Raw genomic sequence first — 24,495 nt, 5'->3', positions numbered from 1 at the left:
TGGTTGAGAAAATCCTCCCAAGTGGGGGATTTTTTTGACATAAAAAAAAGCCCAAGTCTTAAATGCTTGGGCTTTTTAGTATTTGGCTCTCCAACCTGGGCTCGAACCAGGGACCTGCGGATTAACAGTCCGTCGCTCTACCGACTGAGCTATTGGAGAATCTGAATGCGATTATAAGGGGATTTAAGATTGGGTCAAGTGTAAATTGCCATACAATTGTCACTTTTGAGCCGCATGTTGTTTATTTGCTCAAATAAAATGTTTTTTTTAAATTTACTTGCCAATTTAGAATGAGCTTGTTAGATTTATTTAACAACAGAGCGCTTGAAACAGAGTTTTAAGCAGTGTGGATTTATACCAACTTGCCAGCACTAAATGGCTAAAATAGGAGAAAGCGAATGAATACGCTTACCATTTCTCAGATCTTTTCTAATCTTGAATTCTATAAACAAAATTACCTGTCTATCTTGAATTCGCCTAGTTCTTATTTCATTGAAGTAGAGGGCGCGGTAATTGATGTATTTCCTTTTAAAAAACATCATCTGGTTTTGGGTGAGTTATTACAGCTGTGGTTTTCTGAAAAATGGTCTGTTGATCAAGATCAATCATTCACGCTTGAACAATATTTGGCAGCAAATGACTTAACACCTAACGTAAATAAAGTCTATATCTACTCCATAAAAGGGAATGCCATTCTTGGCACGAATAAATCGCTTGCTTGGTTAAATGAATCGAATGCGGTGAGTGAGATTTTATTAAAGTCACCACTTAAATATTATGTTGAATGCCTAAGTTGTTCTCGTCCTTCAAAGCATTTGTTTAATAAACAGCTTGCAGTTTAGGCAAATTTTCACAAGTCAAATCTGAAATTGTTGAGTGAATTGATTTTTTTTAAATATAGTCCAAGTTAGCCTGTGTCATTTTATCTTCTTTAGTAGGGTGAATTGGTGTTTCTAGAACTTATTTTTCATTAATTAAATCCCATATTATGGTTACTTAGATCAGTTCCAACTTCTATATGATGGTGCAAAGCATATCTATAAATGGGATTTTTCAGTGATAAATATGATCTTTCAGAATGAGCTATCGATACTATGAATAGTGTTTAAATTTCAATATTCTATTTGGATCACTAATGGATCATGTTTGGATAGCTTTAAAAAAACCTCCGACGTTTATCCAATCCTAAAAGCACACTTTTTTCGCTTCAGTGAGAGAGCGTATTAACCAAAAGGTTTTATGTTGCGTATTGGGTTATGTAGGTGCATGAAGGGGTTTAGATTTAATAAAAAAAACCCGCGAAAATCGCGGGTTTTTTGATCTGATTAATTTATCAGATTATTTTTCAGCTGCGATAGAAGCAATTGCTGCATCTACGCCTTCGATTGAGTCAGCTGCTTTTTTGATACGTGCAAGCGCATCAACCAATACTTCATCTGCTGTTGCATATGAAATACGCATATAACCGCCTAAACCGAATGCATCACCAGGAACAACCGCAACACCAGTTTCTTCCAATAACCATGCAGAGAATTCTGTGCAAGATTTTAAACCTTTTGCACGGATCAATGGACGAATGTTTGCATAAGCATAGAATGCACCGTCAGCAGGTAAGCATGTAATGCCTTTGATATCATTCAAGCCATTAACAACTAAATCATGACGTCGTTTGAAAGCTTCAATCATAGGTTTAAGTACATCTTGAGGACCATTCAATGCAGCTTCTGCCGCAACTTGCGAAATTGAAGTTGGGTTAGAAGTAGATTGTGATTGAATTTTCTTCATTGCGCCGATTAATTTAACAGGACCTGCTGCATAGCCGATACGCCAACCTGTCATTGCATATGCTTTAGATACACCGTTGAGAACGATTACGCGATCGTAAAGATCTGGTGCAACTGTAGCAATGTTATAAAACTCGTCGTCCCAACGAATTGGTTCGTACATATCATCAGAAGCAACATATACTTCAGGATATTTACGAAGAACTTCAGCTAATGCTTCTAATTCTTCTTTGCTATAAATCATACCTGTTGGGTTAGAAGGGCTGTTTAAAACAACTAGGCGAGTTTTATCAGTAATTGCAGCTTCTAATTGTGCTGGTGTGATTTTGAAACGTTGTTCTTCACCACATTTAACAATAACTGGCACACCTTCTGCGATGATCACCATATCTGGATAGCTTACCCAGAATGGAGCAGGGATGATTACTTCATCGCCTTTATTTAACAATGCAAGCGCAAGGTTAAAGAATGATTGCTTACCGCCACAAGAAACGAGAATCTGGTTAGCAGCATAATCAAGGTTATTATCACGTTTTAATTTAGCGATAATTGCTTTTTTAAGACCTGGCGTACCGTCAACTGCGGTGTATTTAGTGAAACCGTTGTTAATCGCTGCAATTGCTGCATCTTTGATGTGTTGTGGTGTATCGAAATCCGGTTCACCTGCACCTAAACCAATAACGTTTTTACCAGCAGCTTTAAGTTCTGCAGCTTTATTGGTCACAGCAAGCGTTGGGGACGGTTTGATGGCATTGACACGATCAGAGAGACGTACGTCCACGGCAGTATTCCTTCTTATAGGGATTAAAAAATAAAAAGCACACTATCTTAGCTTAAATTGAATGTTTTAGTCGTCCAATATCTAGGCAAATTAGCAAAAAATCACGAAATTCACCGAATTTTAATGCAATGATACATATCCACATTAAACAACGTGGGTCGCATAAAAAAACAAATTTCCGTACAATAGCGTTAGATTGAAATGAGTAGTCTCAAATGAGTTCGGAAAATTCTCCCAAAAAGAAGCCTGTAGTGAATCTTCCATTTCCTATCAAGCAAGTGAATGACGCAAAGCAAGCTGATGAAGAAATCGAAGATCTACGTCCAAAGCCTCAGCGCTATGCTGATCGCACATGGATGCCGCCACGTGGTACACGTCGCTCAATGGGTAAAAGATAAAAAATAGGTGCTTTAAGCACCTATTTTTTTGCGGGTAAGAATTACACGTAACTTAAGTTTTGATCTAGAGTCAGTAAGTTGAATGTAGAACCGTCTTTAAATACGATTGATTCAACTTGATGTGCTTCACCTTTTGCCCAATCTTTAATAGTGATTTGATCAGAAGAATCTTTAAGTTTGATGATACGATCATTCCCAGAGTCTTGAACGAGTAAATCATCAATTGAGATACCAGCACCAAATTGAATGGTATCTTGACCACCTTTTTCATAGATTGTATCTACTCCAAAGCCTTGATCAAAATAGTATGTCTCGTTACCAAGATCGCCATACAATTTGTCGTTACCAATACCACCATTTAAGATGTTAATTAGACCCCCGTTTGCGATTAAGGTGTCATCTCCAGCGAGGCCTTTTAATTCGTTATTTACGAATTTGCTACCTGTGATAATGTTGTCAGATTGGTTACCCGTACCATTTTGTTGAATTTCTGATCCAGCAATCAAAAGTTCTTTGATTGGATTGATCAGCGTAAGGTTTTCAATATTTTCGGTTAATTGATACTGATCTGCAGAACTAATGACAGTGTCTGTACCTTCATAGTTGTGTTCAAGTACGAAGTCATATTTTGATTGTACATAATAGGTATCGTCACCACGACCACCTACGAGGACATTGATGCCTTCACCACCTTTTAGAATGTCATTGCCCCAACCACCAAAGAGCAAGTCATCACCTTTACCACCTACAAGCGTATCATTGCCGACACCGCCTTTAATGATGTCATTACCATCTTTACCGTTTAAGGTACGTCCGAAAACTGAGTAAGTGGTAATAATGTTGGTGTTAGGGTTAAATAAGTTTGTCGCTACTGCTACAGAACCAGCCAAATCACCTGCATATGCGTAAGCAAGTTGAGTCAATGTATTTACAAGTTGATCACGTGAAGAGAAGCCATCATCAAATATTTCACCTTTGATGAATTGTCCAACGAAGTTTAAGCCCTCAGTCACGATCTGATTCACAACATCAAAGATACTCGCACCAGCTTTTAAGTTGGCTTTAACTACATCACCCAATAGCTCTAAATACCAAGTAAACGGACGGCTATCACCACCATTCAATTGTGAAGTATCAACACCTAAATAGTGATCAAGAATACTTAATGGTGTGATACCTGTCCAATCACCTAGCTCGCCACCCAAGTTTTCAAGAGCTTGCGTTGCATCCATAAGTACCAATCCAAACTTACCATCAGAGCTTGGTAAATATCCTGCTGGAACAACAGTCTCGCCATCAGCATTTTTAACGCCATTCAAGAAATTGTCAGCTAAAGTTTTGATCAATACATTTGATGCTTGCCAGAATTGTTCATCCGTAATATAGATGCCTTTATCTGCGAGTGATTTACCTGTTCCTAAGCGAACGTATTGATAAAGGAAGCTCTGAGGATCAGCTATTGCAACAGCTTCAGCAACTTTTAACCAGTTTTTAGTACCCTGATCAACTGCATCATTTGATGCTAAATCTTCTTTGATCACGGTATAAATAGGGCGCCAGAAATTTTTACCTTGTAAAGAACCAGTTGAGATAAACTTGTTATATAGTTCTTGAACTTGTTTAAATGCAGATTCACTTACACGGTAACTTAATTGATTGTCAATTTTGTAGAATTTAGGACGACCGTCATCTGATGGATTAGATTGATCTGGTTGTTTTGGTTGCCCCCATTCTCGATCAAAATGTGAGTCTGAAGGTGGAAGAGTGGCACCAATATCCTTACCAATATTTACGATAATGTCTGAAATTTGATCAATGATTGCATCACCGGCTTTATGAATTTCTTCGAAACCAGGAATGAATTTATCACCAACTTTAACCAATGGTGCAACGCTATCTAATAAATCATTCACGATGCCATCTTTGCCGATAATCAAATTACCAATCAGTTCACTTGGAATTTTTAAAATTGAATCAAGGCTAAGTTCGCCATCTTTCCATTCATTTTTGTGGTGTGTATCTTTTGCTTCTACATTTGAGCCGAGGGCCTCACCAGCACCACTGAGTAAATTCGATGCTGCATCGATAATGCGGTCACCTAACTCATGAACAACTTCAAATGGTTTACCAAGTAGAGCATTACCTGCTAGGCCAATAGGCGAAGCCACATCTAAAACTGTATTGACTAAATTTGCTGTCGTGACTAAACCATTACCTAGTAACTGAGCTGGAATAGAAAGTACTGAGCTAAATTTGAAATCAGGAACATAATCGAAAATAGGTTCAAGTGCATTTTCAACTTGATTTGCAACTGTATTCACAATTGATTTTAGGTTTTCAGTAGCTGATGGAAGCTCTTGAGACCATTCATTATCATAATGAGTATCTTTAGGTTCAATTGTCCCGCCAATCGCTGAGCCAATGTCATTAGCCACATCAGAGACAGCATCAATAATCGTATCACCAGCTTTATGAACAACATCAAAACCAGGGATAAGCGCATTTCCTGCAATAGCAATCGGTGCAGCAGCATCAAGAATATCATTGGCAATATTGGTTGCACCGATAATGGTGTTTCCGATTAAATCCCCAGGAAGGCTTAAAATGTTATCTAAGCTGAGTTCTTTGTCTTCCCACTCATTTTTATGATGAGTGTCATTCGGTTCGATGGTTGCACCAAGTGCTTTACCCACTGAATTCACTGCATCTGAAGCTGCATCAATAATTTTATCACCAAGTTCGTGCACTGCTTCGAAAGGTTTGCCAAGTAAAGCATTACCTGCTAAACCAATAGGAGAAACTACATCAAGAACAGTATTCACAGCATTGGTGGCAGCGATTAGACCATTACCAACGAGTTGAGCTGGAATTGAGAGAACTGAACTTAATTTAAAGTTAGGTAAGTAATCGAATGATTTATAATTGAACAAAGCCATTGTTATAGTCTCTTAAAAAAATAAAGTGTTTTTAATCATTGTTCGTGATTAAAGTGTGATGAGAATCACATTTTATTAATTTAAAATCAATTTCTTTTGTTAGACAAGATCATGAATTTTTTGTCATAATTAAATGAAAAATATAGTAAAGCTAATATGAGAACTAAATAAGTTTGATTTTTTTAAAAAAAAACACCAGTGCAATGACTAGTGTTTCAAGAGCAAATAAAATGTATGATCTAAAAGTATAAATACTGTAAACTATTGATTTTTATTGGATAAATATTTGTAGTATTGTCTCTTGTGATCATACATGGATTGGTCTGCACGCTTTAACATATCCTCAATTGTTTCATTCTCAAGGCTTGTAGCAAATCCCATTGATGCACTGATGATATGGTTAGAATAATATTGATTATCGATATTCAATAATTCTTGAATGGTCAAAATCGTCGACTGAACGGTAGTTTCATTTGCACCTTGCATCAGGATAACAAATTCATCACCTCCAATTCGAGAGGCTGTATAACTGGTATTGTGAATCGTTCTACTTAAGATATTACCCATTCTGCGTAAAATCTCATCACCTACATCATGACCAAATTGATCATTAATCGGTTTAAGGCCATTCATATCTAGAAAAATTGCAGAAACTGGGCGAATAAGTGCGCGTTCCAATCGATGGATTTCTTCAGTGTAGAACGAGCGATTTTTGAGTTTTGTTAAAACGTCGTGTTTACCTAAATATTCTAAATAGCTCTCAGCTTTTTTTCGCGCTGTAATGTCCGTTAGGGCAAGTTGTACAAGTCCCCAATCTTCTTCATAACCTGGAAACACAGTGAATTGAAGTAAAACATAGCGAATTGAACCATCCAAAGCATAATTGATCGCTTCACGACTATGATGAATTTTCCCATTCCATAGTTCGATCAATTGTTCCTTAAAAGTTTGATGCATTTCTTTCGAGAAAACTTTTTTTAGATTTTGAAATAAATCTGATTTCGTCGATGCCTTGAACAAATCCAATGTTGCTTGGTTGACGTCTAGTAATACAATGTCTTCAATGCATTGTTGTACGAAATCTTGATGCACATCTAAAAAAATTCTGAAATCATCAATACCAATTGATTTAAGATGATCGAGTCTTAATTTAATGCGACTAAAGTCTTCAACCCATAATGATGTGGGTGAATAACTAAATCTTGCTTCAGCTAATCGACGATTTTTTTCTTCTAAACGCCGAGCTTGCATATAACCACTAATATCTTCTGTAGTAAGCAAAATACGGTCTAAACTTTGTTCTGAACCAGGTAAAACGACAGCTCGCAGTTTTATGTCTAAGGGTTGACCACTCAAGGTGAAATTAGTGGTTGTACTTGTAAACTCTAATTCACCCTTCCAAAGTGCAACTAATTCCGCTACATGTGCATCAAACATTTGATGTTGGAAAATGGTGCTTAAATTTTGTGTGAGATGTTTAAGGCTTTGTGCTTCAAAAAGATCGAGAGTTTTTTGATTTACTTTAACAATCTTAATTTGATGTGCGCATAAAGTCACAAGATCTGGATTTTGCTGCAGATGTAAAGCTAAATCAGTGACCCCATCACTACGCCATTGGTTAAAGATGGTTTGAATGGCACTAAAATCTTCCAACCACATTGGGATAGGAGATAAATCAAAAATTGATGAATCAAGTATCTCCATAACTACCCTTGAACTTTTCTTTTAAAACAATAAATTGTGGATAATATAGCACTAAATTATTTTGATATAAAATTCAAATTTTTTGTTATTTTTGTGATTTAAGGCACTTTTTTGAGCTAAGCTAACGTTGAGCTAAATCCTATGCTCAATTCGTTAGATTTTTATTTTGATAAAAATGATGCTTGTTAATATACATGCATTTATCTGCACGGCGTAACATATCTTCTAAGGTTTCGCCTTTAAGTCTTGTGGCATGTCCGAGTGAAACGCTGATAGAAAGATGAGGGTGATCTAGATTATGTTGATGTATTTGAGTTTCAAGATCATGAACAAGGATTTTAACTTGCTCACCATCGGCATGAGGCATCAATAATACAAATTCATCGCCACCTATTCTAGAAATTGAAAAATCTTTTTTGTGGGTGACAAATTGAAGAATTTCGGCAAAGTTTTTTAGATACTGATCACCGACATCATGTCCGAACTGATCATTAATGATTTTTAAACCGTTCATGTCAATGTAAATACAAGACACTGGATAGAGATCAAGTTGCTCAATCCGTTCAATTTCTTCGTTAAAATAAGTTCTGTTATGTAAATCAGTTAAAATGTCATGTTGACCCAAATAATGTAAGTGATTTTCTAATTTTTTTCGCTCAGTGATATCTGTAAGGGCGACTTGTATCACCGCCCAATCATCTAAATTATGTGGAAAAATATTTAACTGTTCTAAAACGAAGATTTGTTCTCCATTCGCGTTGTAGAAACTACTTTCACGCTGTTGATATTCTTCATGATTCCACAATTGAAGTAGCTGACTTTTAAAATTTTCCAAACGTTTAATATCAAATAAATCATGAGAATGATGTAAAAATTGAGATTTATCTTTCACAGCAAAAAGTTTGAGCGCTGCTTCATTAACATCAATGAATTGTATTTGCTCGAAGCATTCCACAACAAATTCTGGATGTTGATGAATGTGTTGATCTAAATTTTCAATGTTTTGCATACGGAGCAGCTCAAATCTTTTTTTAATTTGGCTAAAATCCATGATCCATAGTGCTGTTGGATTATAAGTAAATAAGGATTCGGCAAAATGACGTGCTTTTTGATATTGGGAAATGTCTTCGGTGGTCATGAGTAGGCATTTCCAATTATCCTCATAACCTTTTAATTTCATACCGCGTAATTGAACATCTAAACGCTTTCCATTGGTCGTATAATTGATCACTGGAATATGATGTTCAGTATTCTTCCAAAGTGATACGAAAAATTGGATTTGGAAAGTGCTGACTTCAGGATGAAGGAACTTCTGAAAACTTTCTAAAATTTCTTCTAAGTTTTTTGCTTCATACAGTTTAAGCGTACTTTGGTTAACACGTAAGGTATGAATCGTACTCAAGCAAAGGTGGAGACGACTGTGATCCTCCATCAAATATGCTTCAATATCTTCAATACCTTCAGCAGTCCATTGTTCGAAAATTTGTTTAACACCGCTGAAGTCTTGTAGCCACATCGCAATTGGAGATAAATCAAAGATGGTCAGATCTAAATGATCCATAGATGCGAGCCTTGGTGTTTAAAATTCATTCATTTATACAATATAAGTGAATGAATCTTATAAAATCAACATCTTATTAAACTGATTTTTTTGCTCGATGCTCAGGTTTTGGCGCAGAAATTGACTTAAGCCCTTGCCAAACATCAACAAAATCTTGTTCATTAATTTGGTAGAGTTCAAGTAAAGCCAATACTACACCACCCATCATGAATGCACGATCGGACTTAGGTTCATATTGGAAGGTTTGATCTTTTAGATGATAGAGGATATCTTCGATTTCAAATATGCGTTCACGTCCATTACTGTCCACGGGGAACATCGGCGTTTCGATCAAAATATTGGCTAGTTTCTTTTCAGATTCATTTAAATTAAGTTGCTCAAATGCCGTTTCTAAAGAATCCGCGAACAGTAGTTCAGAAGAAAAAATGGCATGTAATAAAGGTTGGCTTAATTTAGGAAAGGTTCGTTCAACGAAAGGTTTAAATGAAATCGGGAAAATCACATTTTTTGATATACCTTTGAACATGGGTGCTATTTCAGCAACTTTGTAACCTGCTACACCACAACCAACGGCTGTAATAAAATACTTAATCTTGGGGTGGTTTTTTGTATAGATCTTAAAATCATTGATGTAGTGTTCAATCTGGGATAGAGGCATTTGTTGCAAATGCTCATTCATGGTAGGTATTGCATAGCTCTGTCCAGCCCAGCCGCGACCAGCACCTTTAATCGCACCGAAATGTTGAAGTGCAATTTTTGCAGCACCACCTGCATGCGTGCCTGCTAAATTACTACCAAATACAAATACTGTATCTTCATTTAAACTGTTGATAATCGTTTCATCGTGATATTGGTAAGTCATAGTTTTTTACATCAACATGTAATTTAAGTTCATGGTGCAATTGATTGTTGTAAGGGTCAAGTAAAATTGATTGAATTTATGGTTTTCACCCTCATCATCAGATGAGTAAATCATAAAGATTTGAGCAAGCAAGCCATGCATTACCAGTGTTATTGCATATTTTCATCATCTGTATAGCGAGAATTATCGAGTGAGTGACAGTCGTCCATTTGAATTAGTAACTAATTACGAGCCTGCAGGAGATCAACCTCAAGCGATTGAGAAACTTGTTAAAGGAGTACAACAAGGTTTTAAGGATCAATTGCTACTAGGGGTAACAGGCTCTGGTAAGACCTATACGATGGCGAATGTGATTATGCAATTACAACGTCCTACTATTGTAATGGCACATAACAAAACCCTTGCGGCTCAACTCTATGGAGAATTTAAAGCATTTTTTCCACATAATGCTGTTGAGTATTTTGTAAGTTATTACGATTACTATCAGCCAGAAGCATACGTACCGTCATCTGATACTTTTATTGAAAAGGATTCTGCTATTAATGATCACATCGATCAGATGCGGTTGTCTGCAACGCGTGCTTTGCTTGAGCGTAAGGATGCTATTATCGTTGCTTCGGTATCCGCCATTTATGGTTTAGGTGATCCTAATGCATATATGAATATGCTCCTACATATTGTGACAGGTGATCGAGTCAGCCGTGATGAGTTGATTCGTCGATTGGTAGAAATGCAATATACGCGTAATGAACTCGAATTTTTACGAGGTACTTATCGAATTCGTGGAGAAATTCTTGATATTTTCCCCGCAGAGTCAGAACAAAATGCAGTGCGGATTGAGCTATTTGATGATGAAGTGGATTCGATCCGCTGGTTTGATCCTTTGACTGGAAAAATGATTCGTAAAGTCCCACGAATCACGATTTATCCAAAAAGTCACTATGTGACGCCTAAAGATAACTTACAGCGTGCCATCGAAACGATTCGTGAAGAACTCAAAGAGCGCTTGGCATATTTCAGAGCTGAAGATAAATTGCTTGAAGCTCAACGTATCGAACAGCGTACTCGATATGACCTTGAGATGATGCAACAGCTTGGTTATACCAATGGTATTGAGAATTACTCGAGACATTTATCAGGTCGACCAGCTGGAGAGGCCCCGCCAACGCTTTTCGACTACCTGCCTGAGGATGCATTACTTATTATTGATGAATCGCATGTTACGGTTCCTCAAATTGGTGCGATGTATAAAGGAGATCGATCACGTAAAGAAAATCTAGTGAATTATGGTTTCCGCTTGCCAAGTGCATTGGATAATCGACCAATGAAGTTTGAAGAGTGGGAACGTATTATTCCTACTACAATTTATGTCAGTGCGACGCCTGCCAATTATGAATTAGAAAAATCAGAACAAATTGCCGAGCAGGTGGTGCGTCCAACAGGTTTGATTGACCCCGTTATTGAGATTCGTCCAGTATTGACTCAGGTGGACGATGTCCTTTCGGAGATTAATCAACGTAAAGATAAAAATGAACGTGTCTTGGTCACAACGTTAACCAAACGCATGGCTGAAGATTTGACGTCATATTTAAAAGAGTACGGGATCAAAGTGGCTTATCTGCACTCTGATATCGATACTGTTGAACGTGTGAAGATCATTCATGAATTACGAACAGGTGTCTACGATGCATTGATTGGAATTAACTTACTCCGTGAAGGTTTAGACATGCCTGAGGTATCTTTAGTCGCAATTTTAGATGCCGACAAAGAAGGCTTTTTACGCTCAGAACGTTCACTTATCCAAACCATTGGTCGTGCTGCTCGAAATGTTGAAGGAAAGGCTATTTTATATGCAGATCGGATTACGGATTCAATGCAAAAAGCAATTGATGAAACGGAGCGTCGCCGTACCAAACAAATTAATTTTAACTTAGAACATGGCATCACTCCGCGTTCAGCAGTCCGCCAAGTCATCAAAGAAATTGATACTGGTGAAGAGTATGATGATGAGTCAATTGATGAGAGTGTATCGGGACAAGCACGTGCATTAAGTGCGGATGAGCGCCATATAGTTTCCGATCCAAAACTATTGGCAAAACATTTGGCTAAATTAGAGAAGGAAATGCTCAAAGCTTCGAAAGAGCTTCAGTTTGAGCAAGCAGCGCGTTTCCGTGATGAGATCGTGCGTTTAAAAGCACAGTTAATTCAGTGATTTAATTTACAAAAAACACTGTAAAATCATCACATAACGTAACATTAAGCCGAAAAATAACCGTTATTGTTGAAGAGTAAATGAATACTCACAAACAAATTCAATAAATAGGGGTTATTTAGATGATCAAGAGTCTCCCATCTGCTGGTTTCAATGTTAGCAAGATTGTATTGGGTGGTGCCTTATTGGTTGGTTTAGGGGCAGCAACGATGGTTTATGCTCAGGACAAGCCACTCAATACTGTTGAAAAAGTTGAACTCGATAAATACTTAGGTGTTTGGTATGAAGTAGCACGTAAGCCACTTTATTTCCAAAACAAGTGTGATCGTGATGTAACTGCGACATATACATTAAATGAAAATGGTAATGTGACTGTTGATAACCGTTGTTTTACCGCTGACGGTAAAGTTACCCAGTCAGTGGGTGAGGCATTTGTACAAAATCAGCCATTTAATACAAAATTGAAAGTCAGTTTTTTGCCGAGTGCTATTCGATGGTTACCAGTTGGTCGTGGCGACTACTGGGTGCTGAAACTGGATGAGGATTATCAAACTGTACTCGTGGGTGAGCCTAAACGTAAGTATATGTGGGTACTTTCTCGCACGCATAATCCTGATCAAGCAGTAGTGAATGAGTATCTTGATTATGCTAAATCTGTTGGTTATGACTTAAGTGATGTGATACGCACAAAGCAAACGGGTCAAGCACCTGGTTCAACAAAATAATGTTGAAAATGATGAGAACCACGCTAAGGCGTGGTTTTTTTATGCATCAACATCTATTGCTACGAATTCTAGCTATAATATCGTTTGGTAAAATTTAGGTTCAGATATGTTAAAAGGTATAGCATTGTCAGTTATGGCATCAGTGACTTTTGGGGTGCTATATTTTTATACGTATTTTCTTAGACCACTAGACAGTGAGCAAACCTTTGCTTGGCGAATGTTAGCAACATTACCTTTTTTAACGCTGTTTATGTGGTGGTCGGGTGATCTAAAATATGTTCGAGAAATTTATAATAAAATTTACAAACAACCATCTATTTTAATTTGGCTCTTGATCAGTTCGTTTTTGTGTACAACTCAACTCTGGTTATTTTTGTGGGGGCCAATCAATGGTCGGGGGCTTGAGGTTTCTTTAGGATATTTTTTGTTGCCTCTGGTGATGGTTCTCTTTGGTTGCGTTCTTTACAAAGAAAAGCTCTCAAAGTGGCAAATTGCAGCAGTGTTTTTTGCAATTCTTGGTGTCAGCCATGAAATCTGGCGCATCGGTACTGTGGCATGGGAGACCATGTATGTTGCTGTGGCTTATCCGATCTACTTTTTTTTAAGAAGAAAATTTGGAACAGATCATTTAGGTGGATTCTGGTGGGATTTATTGCTGGTGATTCCAGTTGCTATTTTTCTAGCATTTTTTTATTCAAACACATTGCCCCTGATTATTGAGTTTAAATATCTCATTTTAGCTGTACTAGGTCTAGGTTGCTTAAGTGCCTTAGGGCTTGGAAGTTACATCTTGGCGAGCAGATATCTTCCATTTGTGATTTTTGGGTTATTGAGTTATTTAGAGCCAATTTTGTTGGCAGGAGCATCAATTGCAATGGGTGAACGCGTGGAAGCAGGAGAATGGTTGACTTATATTCCAATTTGGTTTGCTGTATTGCTCCTTATTTTGGAAGGTACAATTTATCTCTATCGTCAAAGAAGAACTGAAAAGTTACTTCAATATCAACATAAGAAACTACAATCGCGTCTAGCCAAAAAAGATGAGCACTAAGTTTCATATCATTACATAAGCATGAGTTGTACATAAGAGTTTTTGACTGAATGATAAGAATAATTACTTATTCTTTAAAAATATTTGTGACATAATTAACTAAAACATAAAAATGTGGTAAATTTGTTAAATCAATAATAATTCTAATTTAACAATCATGATTCAGTACCAAACAAGAGCAGCATTATTACAGATGGAGCCTAGTCTGGATTTAAACTGGCAAAGACTCTTAGAGCGTATATTTCAACATTCAGATAGTGACGTTCGCGAAGAAATTGATCGTCAAATTCTCAAACCTAAAGATATATTTTGGAATCGTGTGAATAACACATTCGAATATAAAGTCACGACGTCGCTGGGAATTTTAAAGCATAGTTTTTCTAGTGAAAGAATGCGCTCCATTGCAGCAAAGTTATGTCAATCTATCCAATGGTTGAAGGAGATGACGGATTGCGTACAAGTGGCAGACTATTTAGAAAATGCGCTGTATCAAATTGACCTAATTGCTGTTGAGGACAATTTAAAATTACAACGCGAAAAAATGTTAATGCGTCGGGTTTTTTTGCAAGATGTTGCTAAGTTAATTCGTGAATTAAATCTTGAAACACCAGTTGGAGCTCGTCAGTTAACTTCAGCTCAGATTAAGAGCTTTATGATAGAGGTATTTATTAAGCAACAATTATTGGGGTATTGGTTTAAACCCCTTCTACCTAGAAGCTCATCGATCATGGAGCATCCTTTTTTTGCACAATGGTTGCTGAAAGAACAGTCCATTCGACACTTTGATATTGTTAAAACCTCTGAATTTCTATTCGTCATCGCACCAACCAGTCAGTTTGAACAAAATGCATTTTCGATCCGTCGTTTTTTATTTGAAGATCGAATGGAATACAACCAGCAAATTTATCTCAATGGGTTGGTTTTGGATATGCGCCGTTACAATGAAGAGGGGTATATCAAACAGTTTATGGAACACGTGCAGATGATGGTTACTATTCAGCATCAAGTCCATAAAGATGTCATTCAAATTGTGCAAGAATTTGAAGATGTTGCTGAACAGAAGATATTACCGCTTTTGACACAAAATTTAGGGATGGCTGGAAGTAATAGTGATTTTGTAGCCAAACAGCATTTACGGAAGATTGAGCAAGCATTGACTGTCGAATTGCTACAACCTCTCGTGGTGGCTTTAGAACAGCATTTATCACATATTGAAGAATATGAGCATCTGTTTAAAAGTGTGCATCGCATATTTTCAGATATTCTGGCGAATTATAAAGATTTTAAACAACAGCCTTCATTATTTTTTAATTCCTCAGTCCAATTGTTTGAATACAAGTTGTTAGCCTATTTAAAACTACTTGAAAAGCGTAAAGATGAAATATTTGTACCATTGAATATGTATGAGCGTGGAGTCATGCATGAGCGCTCCAAGAAACCGTTAAATGCATTACAAGAAGATTTAAGCCAACATATTCAAGATTACCGAGAAATGCTGTCTCATACGATGCGTTTGAAACGAGATTATGCTGAAGTTCAAGGCTCATTTTTAAAAAGAATGGTGGCTGGAGAAAAGCTAGAAAAAGAACTTCAACAAACTTCATTGGCCATGGTGAAAATCAAGAAGCAGGCTTATCTAGATATTTTAAGTGTGCCTAAAAGCTATCGAAAATATAGTGTATTTATTGAATTTGAAAGTTTTTCAGCTACAAGTGAGTTTGAACGACATTATGCATTCCCTTCGGGGCAAAATGGTTTAACTAAGCTTCCAGTATTGGTCAAACTCCCAGAAAACTTAGAAGATTTTAATTTAGAAGATTTAAATATGATGTTGAGTCAGGATATTTCGGCTTCACCAGTATTTAGTTGAACAGGCTGTAACTCAGTGACGAAATTGGATTTGTAGGCTTAATGATCAGTATTTGATATCTAAATGAAATCATTTACCCAAAAAATTATATTGTAATTCAATTGCTAAAATATATTTTTTACAAAGAGAAAATTGCTTTAGTAAAAAATAAAACGAGTTTTCATTTCAACTCTGAGTTAATTCCTTTACAATTATGGGGTTTTGAAATTTATGCTTAGATTTACAATTAATTAGAGGACGTATCTGTGAGCAAAGACACTATCGTTGCCCTACATGCAGAGCACCAAGGTCGCTGGAAAAACCGTGAAGAACTCGCGGAACGTATGATTGCCCTTGTTGGTCAGTTATACCGTGAAAAAAACATCGTAGCTACAGTATACGGTCGCTCTTTAATTAACCGCTCGGTTATCCAAATTCTTAAAGCTCACCGTCGTACACGTGTTTTAGACGTTGAACTTTCTGCTGTAGATACTTTCCCAATCCTTGAAGCATTGGTTAAAGTACAAAATATCGGCACAGCTGAAATCGATTTAGGCAAACTTGCTGTAGAATTTAAAGCAAAAGGTGGCGATGTAGATGCATTCGTTGCTGACGCTGTTAAATCACTACAAGGCAATGCCGCATCTGTTGAGCATAAAGATGTTGTGCTTTATGGTTTTGGTCGTATTGGTCGTATCCTTGCACGTCTTATGATTGGTCAGTCTGGTCTTGGTCGTGGTCTAAATCTTAAAGCGATTGTTGTTCGTAAATCATCTGATGGTGATTTAGAGAAACGTGCTTCTTTACTTCGTCGTGACTCTATTCATGGTCCATTTGCAGGTACGATTTCTGTAGATGAAGAGAACGAAGCAATTATTGCGAATGGTCAATTCATCAAAGTGATCTATGCATCTAATCCATCAGAAGTGGATTACACTGCATATGGTATTGAAAATGCATTGGTGATTGATAACACTGGTAAATGGCGTGACGCTGAAGGTCTTGCTCAGCACCTTAAATGCCCAGGCGCTGCACGTGTAATTTTAACTGCACCTGGTAAAGGTGATATGAAGAACGTTGTGTTTGGTGTTAACCAAGCTGACATTCTTGATGAAGATACAATCATCTCTGCTGCAAGCTGTACTACAAACGCGATTACACCGACGTTGAAAGTACTTCATGACAAATATACAGTGATTAATGGTCACGTTGAAACAGTTCACTCATTCACGAATGACCAAAACTTGATCGACAACTACCATAAAGCTGACCGTCGTGGCCGTGCTGCAACGTTGAACATGGTGATCACTGAAACGGGTGCTGCTAAAGCAGTTGCTAAAGCACTTCCAGCGCTTAAAGGCAAATTAACTGGTAACTCTGTACGTGTTCCAACACCTAACGTGTCTTTAGCCATCCTTAATCTGACTTTAGATAAAGAAGTTGATCGTGATGAAGTGAACGAATATATTCGTCAAATTTCTATCAACTCTAATCTACAAGGTCAAATTGGTTATACAAACTCTACTGAAGTTGTATCATCTGACTTTATCGGTTCACGCACTGCAGGTGTTTTTGATGCGCAAGCAACAATTACGTCTGGTAACCGTTTAACAGCATATGTATGGTACGACAACGAAGTAGGTTATAGCTGCCAAGTTCTGCGTATTGCTGAACAAATGGGCGGCGTAAGCTATCCAAAAGTTCCTGCTGAAACAAATGCATAATTTGTAAGACATAAAAAGAGCCTCTTTCGAGGCTCTTTTTTATTTGCCTAAATTTACGTAATTAAGACTTTAGAGCAATATGGTTTCTTCAAAATAAGTGGTTTAATATTGAAAAATTGTGTATTTGTTCACATAAAATATGGATTGTGAGCAGGTGATTAAAAAAAATAAGTGTTAAAGGATTATATTTTTGCGCATCAAATATCTTGTCATTGGCTTCGTGCTGATTGCTTTGGCTGCCGCGAGTGGTATAGCAATTGCCTTATGGGTTTTTCAACATTTTAAAATTTACATTCCACTTGAAGATCAAGCCGTGAATATTGATCTTCAAGAGCCATTGCAAGCGAAAGTTCAAATCCATGATGCTTTGGATGTGAATGTGACAGGTCGTGTGAAAACGACCATTCCTATACGTGAAAATCTTTCTATTCCTGTACAACAAACATTGAATCCTATGGTTCATTTCGACAATCAAGTACCAATTAAAACGGTTATTCCAGTCCGTGAAAATTTGATTGTGGATCAAAATTTAGCAGTAGATACTAAAGTTAAGGTTCGCATTTTGGGTAAAGATATTACACTGCCATTGAAAGGGACGATTCCAATTAAACTTGATGTACCTGTTGAAATGGATGTTCCCTTAGATCAAATGGTTCACTTGAAATTTCAAGCACCTGTTCAAGCGGATTTAAAAGAGAATCTACGCATCCCATTAAATAAGGATTTAGATGTGGATATACCAGTACAAGGTCATTTGAATGCACCAATTAAAACTGCGTTAGAGGCTTCAGTCAACGTACAAAATACTTTGCCAATTAAAATACAAAAAGGTGAGTTGGTTATCCCACTCAATACCTTAACATTGCAAAAAAATCAAAAAGTGGAAGCAGCATCACCCATCAAAGTTCAGAAGGATGATCAATCTGCTGAATCGGTGAAAGCCCAGTGAGCTCGAGAAGCATGAGTGCTAAAAAAATCGTGGGATATGGTTCGCTCTTGTTTATTATCGTGGCAAGCATTGTCGCCGTAGGTTTTTGGCTATATCTCAATATTCAAGCATCGATTCAAGTCACTGCGAAGAATGCAAGTGTACAATTATCAGAATCATTGCCGACAAAAATTGATGTTGGGAATTATCTTGAGGTACAAGCGATTGGTGCGCTAAATACACAAATTAAAGTGCAGGAAAATATTGATTTAGATTTGCAGGGTAAATACAAAACCAATCTCAAGTTTAAAGTCGAAGTCCCTGTTTCTGTGAGTGTGGATTATCAAACGAAAGTAAAAATCGATCAAACGATTCCAATTAGTGCAACAACAGATTTGGTGTATAAAACACGACTTTTACCTAAATTTCCGTTAAATTTAGATTTGCCTATTCAGCTTGAAGTTCCATTTCATTTAAAGCGTACTTATCAGGTTCCGATTACGATTGATTTTGATGGTCCTGTCTATTTAGATTTGCATGAGCAGCTTGATGTGGATATTGATCATGTTTTCAAACCGGTATTGCATTTAAATGATCCAATTTTGATGAAGGATGTATCTAGTTTTAGAGCAACAATGTATAACTTGGAGCGAGAAACAAAGGCGAATTTAGATATGAACTTGGATTTACCTCTGCGCAATATTAAAAAGTAAAAACTCCCCTTTAAGGGGAGTCTATCCTCTAAGCATTCAGGGCTTGCTGAATGCTTTCACGAATCGATGTGGTTTTTCGACCAATTAAATGTTCAAGATCTTTGTGTTCACTGTACATCGCACCATGGGCGGTGTGAAGATCTGCATCTACAATGACGTCAATGAGACCTAGTGGTAAACCAGCTTGAATTAATCCTTGACGATAATCTTCTGGAGATAAGTTTTGATATTTCACAGGCTGTTGTGAAAACTCAGAAAGTAAGGTCGCAAAATCATTTAAGCTAAAGCTTTCGCTACCTGCAAGCTCGTAAATTTTGTTCAAATGTTGAGCTGATTCATCATTTAATACTTGAGCTGCAGCAGTGGCATAATCCAAACGAGAAGCTGAACTAATTAAACCATCTTGAGCCGCTCCGTACACAATGCCTGTCTCGATTTGATGGGTGAGCGCAGATAAATAGTTTTCGCTATACCAATTATTTCTTAAAAAGGTGTAGGTAATAGAACTTTCACGTATTAATTTTTCCGTTTCTCGATGTTCATTGGCTAAGCCAAGCGGAGAATGATCTGCGTTCAGTAAGCTGGTATAGATTAAGTGAGGAACTCTAGCTTGAATCGCAGCATCAATAACAGCCTTGTGTTGTGGAGTGCGACGACCAATTTCATTGGCAGAAATGAGCAGGAGTTTATCAACATCCTGAAGGGAATTTGCGAGATCATCTGGCTGATCATAATCAAATTTGCGTACTTGAATATCTTCAGAAAATAAAATTTTAGCTTTTTCTGGGTTGCGAACCAAAGCAATAATTTCATGCTTGCTATGAAGTTTTTTAAGTTCTTGAACAACTAAACGACCTAATTCACCAGTTGTACCTGTAATCGCAATTTTCATTTTAATTTCCTCTCATTGTGGCTAAAAAATAAACTTGATGAAGGCATATTAATCTGTTAACTTACTTAATGAAAGTACGTACCTAAAAGTAAGTTATTAACTGTTAAGAGAAAAATGATGAATACTTATGCGTATAGTGATTTATTAGGTCAAGTTTTATCCAGTGAATGTCCTTCTCGTGAAATTTTGGAGCATCTCACCAGTAAATGGTCAGTTCTCGTCCTAAGTTGCTTGAGTGATGGTGTGCATCGTTTTAGTGAGCTAAAACAAAGAATTGAGGGGGTGAGCGAAAAAATGTTGGCTCAGACACTAAAAACCTTAGAAAAAGATGGTTTTATTTTGCGCACTGTCTATCCAGTAGTTCCTCCAAAGGTGGAGTATCAACTCACTGTATTGGGTTCAAATGCAGCGATGAAATTAAATGAGTTGATCCATTGGATTGAGCGAAATTTACCCGAGATTTTGGAAAGTAAGGCACTTATTACGCGATAGTTATATTTCATCATTTCGTTATCGCTCAGTTTAAAGTGTGTACTGAGCGAGATGTTTATATGGTTTTCATGATCTTAAAATCATAACGATCAATACATAAAATTAAAATTGAGAAAAACAGTCCCAAAGCAACGCAACCAATCCATGCATAATGTTCCCAAGCATAGACAGCACCTAATGAACCTAATGCAGCGCCTGAAAAGTAAATGGTCATATATACAGCATTAATTCGTGAGCGTGCTTGACCATCAATACGATAGACTAGATTTTGATTCAAAACATGAAATGCAGTGAGACCAAAATAGCTCATCAATACGCCAAGTGCATAAATGAAGATGTTCTGTTGCGCGAAATATAATGGAATACAAGAGAACAGCATCAAGGTGATACATAATTGAGCGACAAATTCTTCTTTCCCTTTGCCAACTGTTTTACCAGACCAACTCGAGGAATAAATTCCGATAATACCTAACAGACCAAATAGACCAATTTGAAAATCAGTAAATTGATATGGGGCACTCCCTAAAACAAAAGTCATCGATGTAAACACCATTGAGAGAATGCCAAATCCTAGGGCACCCGCGCAGGCACGGCGTATGAGATGCGGATTATGCTTCGCGATGCTCCAAAGTGATTTGTAAATATCGAACACTTGTAAATGCGAAGCAGGTTGAGTGTTGGGGAGTTTTTTCCACATTAAACATGCAAAACATAAAGTCAAAATACCACTACTGAAATAAACGCCTTCCCAAGACCAATAAGTTGAAACAAAGCCGGCAAATGTCCTAGATAAAATAATCCCCATGACCAATCCGCTCATGAGTTTACCTACAACTGCCGAGCTTAATTCCGGTGGGCTAATGGAAGAAGCAAATGGAATTAATACTTGTGCTGATATGGCTCCAAATGTTGCACAAAGGGTAAAGATATATAAAGTGCTAATATCTGAGCTGAAAGACAAAAGGATCTGCGAAATTGCCGCAAATATCATTAAACTCACAATGAGTTTTCGTTTATTAAAAAAATCTCCAAGGGGTACCAAAAGCATGAGTCCGAGCATATAACCCACTTGAGCGATAACCACGGTAAATCCAGCTTGGCTGGTCGAAATTTCTAAACTTCTTTCGATTGAATAAATCAGTGGTTGATTGAAATAGGCTGAACCTGCACAGACACCACAGGCCAAAGCCATAATAAGCACGAATTGTGAGGATAAAGGGGTAGCAGAGCGATCCATGTCAAAATCTTAGAGTGCAATTTAATGCACTATAGGCATTATTTTGTGGTTTCAGAAATAAATAAAACCAATGATGTTATTTGATAAAACAATGAGTAATGAATAAATCAAATTTAATGCAGTGATACACCAAAATATTAAAGACTCAATTTATGAAAAAAGTCGCTAACTTATTCTCAACCAGCATAAATATAGTCGAGAAATACTTTAAAATATGGCAGAATAGGCGGTTTTAAAGTTTTTAGAGGATTGGCATTATGCGCTTTGTTGATGAAGCAGTCATTACCGTAGAGGCTGGCGACGGTGGCAATGGCGTAGCCAGTTTTCGCCGTGAAAAATTCGTACCATTTGGTGGTCCAGATGGTGGTGATGGTGGTCGTGGTGGCAGCGTATATATTCAAGCTGATGACAACACCAGTACGCTTGTAGATTATCGTTATACCCGTAGATTTCGTGCTGAACGTGGTAAAAATGGTGCTGGCGCAAACTGTGCAGGTCGCGGTGGTGAATCCGTAACACTATATGTTCCAGTAGGAACAACAATTGTAGATACTGAGTCTGGCGACATCATTGGTGATTTAATTGAAAATGGTCAACGTGTTCTTGTTGCTCAAGGTGGTGACGGTGGTTTAGGTAACACTCACTTTAAGTCATCAACGAACCGTGCTCCACGTAAATGTACACATGGTAACAAAGGTGAGTTCCGCGAAATTCGCCTAGAGCTGAAAGTTTTGGCAGATGTTGGCTTATTAGGTATGCCAAATGCGGGCAAATCAACATTTATTCGTGCTGTCTCTGCAGCAAAACCAAAAGTAGCAGATTACCCATTTACAACTATGGTACCTAATCTTGGTGTTGTAGATGCAGATCGTCACCGTTCATTTGTAATGGCTGATATTCCAGGTTTGATCGAAGGTGCTGCAGAAGGTGCAGGTCTTGGTATTCGCTTCTTAAAACATTTGGCGCGTACTCGTATTCTTCTACATATCGTGGATGTACAGCCAATTGATGGATCAGATCCAGCTTATAATGCTAAGGCAATTTTAAATGAACTTTTAAAGTTCTCTCCAACATTGTCAAAACTCCCAGTGGTGTTGGTTTTAAATAAAGTAGATCAGTTGCCTGAAGACTCAAGAGATGAGTGGTGCAATCACATCCTTGAAGAGTTGAAATGGGAGGGTCCAGTATTTAAGACTTCAGGCTTGATGTCTGAGGGAACCAAAGAAGTCGTTTATTATTTAATGGATCAAATTGAACAACAGCGCGAACGCGAAGTTGAAGATCCAGAGTATGCAGCAGAAATGCAAGCATTCCGTGATCAGCTTGAAGCTGAAACACGTGAACAAACCATTGCCGCTAAAGAGGCTTATCGTGAAATGCGTCGTAAACAACGTCTTGCCAGTCAAGAGGATGACGATTTTGACGATGATGAAGATGATGGCGAAATGGAAGTGTACTACGTACGTTAATCTCTTTATATAAGAGACAGAGGACAAGATGATAGAAGTGGTAGATGGGCAACGTCAGCTCAAGGGTTGCAAAAGAATCGTTGTTAAAATCGGATCATCTTTACTCACAGCAAACGGAAAAGGTTTAGATATAGATGCAATCTCGCATTGGGCGGGGCAAATTGCAGATCTACACAATGCAGGGCATGAGATTATTCTCGTGTCTTCCGGTGCTGTGGCTGAAGGTATGGTTCGAATGAAACTTGAGAATCGACCCACGGATCTACCCAGTCTTCAAGCTTGTGCTGCCATTGGTCAAATGGGGCTCATACAAACTTGGTCAAGTGTATTGTTGAATCACAATATTCAATCTGCCCAAGTTTTATTGACTCACGATGACTTGGCTGACCGTCGCCGTTATTTGAATTCTTGTGATGCTTTACAACATTTAATCGATTGGAAAGTGATTCCAGTGATTAATGAAAATGACACTGTATCTACTGATGAGATTCGATTCGGAGACAATGATACTTTAGCTGCAATGGTTGCAGGCCAAGTTCATGCTGACTTGCTGATTATATTGACAGATCAAGAGGGGATGTTTGATTCAGACCCGCGTTCAAATCCTAATGCGAAGTTGTTCCATACAGTTCGTGCATTAGATGAAAGTTTGTTTGATATGGCAGGTGGTGGTGGTAAGTTTGGTCGAGGTGGAATGCTGACCAAAGTGCGTGCTGCACGTTTAGCCGCGAAATCAGGATGTCCTACACTGATTGCCAGTGGAGACAGTAATCATGTGTTAACTCGATTAATGTCGGGTGAGATGCTGGGTACGTTGTTTATCACTGATAATGATCGAATAACTGCTCACCAACAATGGTTAGCTGCGCATTTGCAAACTGCAGGGCGATTGGTGATTGATGATGGTGCTGTGAAAGCAATCAAAGAAAATCATCGGAGTTTATTGCCTGTAGGTGTGAAAGCAGTTGAAGGGCATTTCGAGCGTGGTGATGTGGTGGAGTGTGTGGATCAGCAACGGCATCGCGTCGCAGTTGGTCGTGTCAACTTTAGTTCACGTAGCGCTGAAATTGTCAAAGGCTTACCATCAGATAAGGTACACCAAGTTCTAGGTGAAGCACGTTCATTAGAAATGATCCATCGCAATCATATGGCGATCTATTAATTTCTTATTAAAAAA

Annotated in this window: 19 protein-coding genes and 1 tRNA gene; 12 read left to right on the top strand and 8 right to left on the bottom strand. The window is 37.7% G+C overall.

The window, feature by feature from the left end; all coding sequences use genetic code 11:
* Positions 1-83 precede the first annotated feature (83 nt).
* Positions 84-159: transfer RNA gene (locus tag AC1M9F_RS06515), tRNA-Asn, on the bottom strand.
* A 239-nt stretch (positions 160-398) separates the two neighbouring features.
* On the opposite strand from AC1M9F_RS06515, the gene AC1M9F_RS06510 reads away from it, so the two are divergent.
* Positions 399-842 carry a hypothetical protein gene (locus AC1M9F_RS06510; protein ID WP_481587793.1) on the top strand — a complete coding sequence of 148 codons (444 nt, stop codon included), beginning with the start codon at positions 399-401 and terminating at the stop codon, positions 840-842.
* A 496-nt stretch (positions 843-1,338) separates the two neighbouring features.
* Here the strand turns inward: AC1M9F_RS06510 and AC1M9F_RS06505 are convergent, their stop codons facing one another.
* Positions 1,339-2,565, bottom strand: a complete 1,227-nt coding sequence (locus AC1M9F_RS06505; protein WP_481597359.1) for a pyridoxal phosphate-dependent aminotransferase — start codon at positions 2,563-2,565, stop codon at positions 1,339-1,341.
* 215 nt (positions 2,566-2,780) lie between these two features.
* On the opposite strand from AC1M9F_RS06505, the gene AC1M9F_RS06500 reads away from it, so the two are divergent.
* Entirely contained in the window at positions 2,781-2,963 is a 183-nt protein-coding gene (locus AC1M9F_RS06500; RefSeq protein WP_179997905.1) for a hypothetical protein, read from the top strand.
* Between the two features lie 41 nt (positions 2,964-3,004).
* On the opposite strand, the gene AC1M9F_RS06495 is transcribed toward AC1M9F_RS06500, so the two are convergent.
* From AC1M9F_RS06495 to AC1M9F_RS06480, 4 genes are all read right to left on the bottom strand, one after another.
* Entirely contained in the window at positions 3,005-5,899 is a 2,895-nt protein-coding gene (locus AC1M9F_RS06495) for a calcium-binding protein (protein WP_481597358.1), read from the bottom strand.
* A gap of 261 nt (positions 5,900-6,160) precedes the next feature.
* Positions 6,161-7,603 carry a sensor domain-containing diguanylate cyclase gene (locus tag AC1M9F_RS06490; protein WP_481597357.1) on the bottom strand — a complete coding sequence of 481 codons (1,443 nt, stop codon included), beginning with the start codon at positions 7,601-7,603 and terminating at the stop codon, positions 6,161-6,163.
* A gap of 145 nt (positions 7,604-7,748) precedes the next feature.
* The gene (locus tag AC1M9F_RS06485) at positions 7,749-9,164 is read right to left on the bottom strand and encodes a diguanylate cyclase (protein ID WP_481597356.1); all 1,416 of its coding nucleotides are present in this window, start codon (positions 9,162-9,164) and stop codon (positions 7,749-7,751) included.
* A 76-nt stretch (positions 9,165-9,240) separates the two neighbouring features.
* A complete protein-coding gene (locus AC1M9F_RS06480) occupies positions 9,241-10,026 on the bottom strand; it encodes an A1S_2505 family phage non-structural protein (protein ID WP_481597355.1) in 786 nt (261 codons plus the stop codon).
* A gap of 190 nt (positions 10,027-10,216) precedes the next feature.
* Here AC1M9F_RS06480 and uvrB point away from each other — a divergent pair, with 190 nt between their 5' ends.
* The 7 genes from uvrB (at position 10,217) to AC1M9F_RS06445 (ending at position 19,228) form a co-directional block, all read left to right on the top strand.
* On the top strand, positions 10,217-12,238 hold the full coding sequence (gene uvrB, locus AC1M9F_RS06475) for an excinuclease ABC subunit UvrB (protein ID WP_481591428.1): 2,022 nt from the start codon (positions 10,217-10,219) through the stop codon (positions 12,236-12,238).
* Positions 12,239-12,360: 122 nt separating this feature from the next.
* Positions 12,361-12,963 (top strand): lipocalin family protein, encoded by a 603-nt coding sequence (locus tag AC1M9F_RS06470; RefSeq protein WP_180028423.1) that lies wholly within the window; start codon positions 12,361-12,363, stop codon positions 12,961-12,963.
* Positions 12,964-13,069: 106 nt separating this feature from the next.
* Entirely contained in the window at positions 13,070-14,014 is a 945-nt protein-coding gene (rarD, locus tag AC1M9F_RS06465) for an EamA family transporter RarD (protein ID WP_481597354.1), read from the top strand.
* Positions 14,015-14,171: 157 nt separating this feature from the next.
* The gene (locus AC1M9F_RS06460; protein WP_481597353.1) at positions 14,172-15,884 is read left to right on the top strand and encodes a hypothetical protein; all 1,713 of its coding nucleotides are present in this window, start codon (positions 14,172-14,174) and stop codon (positions 15,882-15,884) included.
* A 245-nt stretch (positions 15,885-16,129) separates the two neighbouring features.
* Positions 16,130-17,587: a glyceraldehyde-3-phosphate dehydrogenase gene (locus tag AC1M9F_RS06455; RefSeq protein ID WP_180028420.1), complete on the top strand. Its 1,458-nt coding sequence runs from the start codon at positions 16,130-16,132 to the stop codon at positions 17,585-17,587.
* A gap of 190 nt (positions 17,588-17,777) precedes the next feature.
* Positions 17,778-18,536, top strand: a complete 759-nt coding sequence (locus tag AC1M9F_RS06450; protein WP_481597352.1) for an MFS transporter — start codon at positions 17,778-17,780, stop codon at positions 18,534-18,536.
* Positions 18,537-18,547: 11 nt separating this feature from the next.
* A complete protein-coding gene (locus AC1M9F_RS06445) occupies positions 18,548-19,228 on the top strand; it encodes a hypothetical protein (protein WP_481597351.1) in 681 nt (226 codons plus the stop codon).
* 28 nt (positions 19,229-19,256) lie between these two features.
* Here the strand turns inward: AC1M9F_RS06445 and AC1M9F_RS06440 are convergent, their stop codons facing one another.
* A complete protein-coding gene (locus AC1M9F_RS06440) occupies positions 19,257-20,120 on the bottom strand; it encodes an SDR family oxidoreductase (RefSeq protein ID WP_481597350.1) in 864 nt (287 codons plus the stop codon).
* Positions 20,121-20,237: 117 nt separating this feature from the next.
* Between AC1M9F_RS06440 and AC1M9F_RS06435 the strand changes: the two genes are divergently transcribed.
* On the top strand, positions 20,238-20,612 hold the full coding sequence (locus AC1M9F_RS06435; protein WP_481597421.1) for a winged helix-turn-helix transcriptional regulator: 375 nt from the start codon (positions 20,238-20,240) through the stop codon (positions 20,610-20,612).
* Between the two features lie 55 nt (positions 20,613-20,667).
* Here AC1M9F_RS06435 and AC1M9F_RS06430 read toward each other — a convergent pair whose 3' ends face one another.
* Entirely contained in the window at positions 20,668-21,849 is a 1,182-nt protein-coding gene (locus AC1M9F_RS06430) for an MFS transporter (protein ID WP_481597349.1), read from the bottom strand.
* A gap of 257 nt (positions 21,850-22,106) precedes the next feature.
* Between AC1M9F_RS06430 and cgtA the strand changes: the two genes are divergently transcribed.
* Both cgtA and proB read left to right on the top strand, forming a co-directional pair.
* Positions 22,107-23,318 (top strand): Obg family GTPase CgtA, encoded by a 1,212-nt coding sequence (cgtA, locus tag AC1M9F_RS06425; protein WP_092767039.1) that lies wholly within the window; start codon positions 22,107-22,109, stop codon positions 23,316-23,318.
* Positions 23,319-23,346: 28 nt separating this feature from the next.
* Positions 23,347-24,480 (top strand): glutamate 5-kinase, encoded by a 1,134-nt coding sequence (gene proB / locus AC1M9F_RS06420; RefSeq protein ID WP_035265485.1) that lies wholly within the window; start codon positions 23,347-23,349, stop codon positions 24,478-24,480.
* Positions 24,481-24,495 lie beyond the last annotated feature (15 nt).

The sequence above is a fragment of the Acinetobacter sp. ANC_7504 genome, from assembly GCF_056779995.1.
This window is presented reverse-complemented; position numbering and strand designations above follow the sequence as displayed.

Bases quoted from the DNA above. Each gene is read 5' to 3' on its own strand.
- AC1M9F_RS06430 (WP_481597349.1), bottom strand. From the start codon at position 21,849: ATGGATCGCTCTGCTACCCCTTTATCCTCACAATTCGTGCTTATTATG.
- AC1M9F_RS06445 (WP_481597351.1), top strand. From the start codon at position 18,548: ATGAGTGCTAAAAAAATCGTGGGATATGGTTCGCTCTTGTTTATTATC.
- AC1M9F_RS06470 (WP_180028423.1), top strand. From the start codon at position 12,361: ATGATCAAGAGTCTCCCATCTGCTGGTTTCAATGTTAGCAAGATTGTA.
- AC1M9F_RS06435 (WP_481597421.1), top strand. From the start codon at position 20,238: ATGAATACTTATGCGTATAGTGATTTATTAGGTCAAGTTTTATCCAGT.
- AC1M9F_RS06495 (WP_481597358.1), bottom strand. From the start codon at position 5,899: ATGGCTTTGTTCAATTATAAATCATTCGATTACTTACCTAACTTTAAA.
- AC1M9F_RS06480 (WP_481597355.1), bottom strand. From the start codon at position 10,026: ATGACTTACCAATATCACGATGAAACGATTATCAACAGTTTAAATGAA.
- AC1M9F_RS06460 (WP_481597353.1), top strand. From the start codon at position 14,172: ATGATTCAGTACCAAACAAGAGCAGCATTATTACAGATGGAGCCTAGT.
- AC1M9F_RS06490 (WP_481597357.1), bottom strand. From the start codon at position 7,603: ATGGAGATACTTGATTCATCAATTTTTGATTTATCTCCTATCCCAATG.
- AC1M9F_RS06440 (WP_481597350.1), bottom strand. From the start codon at position 20,120: ATGAAAATTGCGATTACAGGTACAACTGGTGAATTAGGTCGTTTAGTT.
- AC1M9F_RS06485 (WP_481597356.1), bottom strand. From the start codon at position 9,164: ATGGATCATTTAGATCTGACCATCTTTGATTTATCTCCAATTGCGATG.
- proB (WP_035265485.1), top strand. From the start codon at position 23,347: ATGATAGAAGTGGTAGATGGGCAACGTCAGCTCAAGGGTTGCAAAAGA.
- AC1M9F_RS06510 (WP_481587793.1), top strand. From the start codon at position 399: ATGAATACGCTTACCATTTCTCAGATCTTTTCTAATCTTGAATTCTAT.
- AC1M9F_RS06500 (WP_179997905.1), top strand. From the start codon at position 2,781: ATGAGTTCGGAAAATTCTCCCAAAAAGAAGCCTGTAGTGAATCTTCCA.
- rarD (WP_481597354.1), top strand. From the start codon at position 13,070: ATGTTAAAAGGTATAGCATTGTCAGTTATGGCATCAGTGACTTTTGGG.
- cgtA (WP_092767039.1), top strand. From the start codon at position 22,107: ATGCGCTTTGTTGATGAAGCAGTCATTACCGTAGAGGCTGGCGACGGT.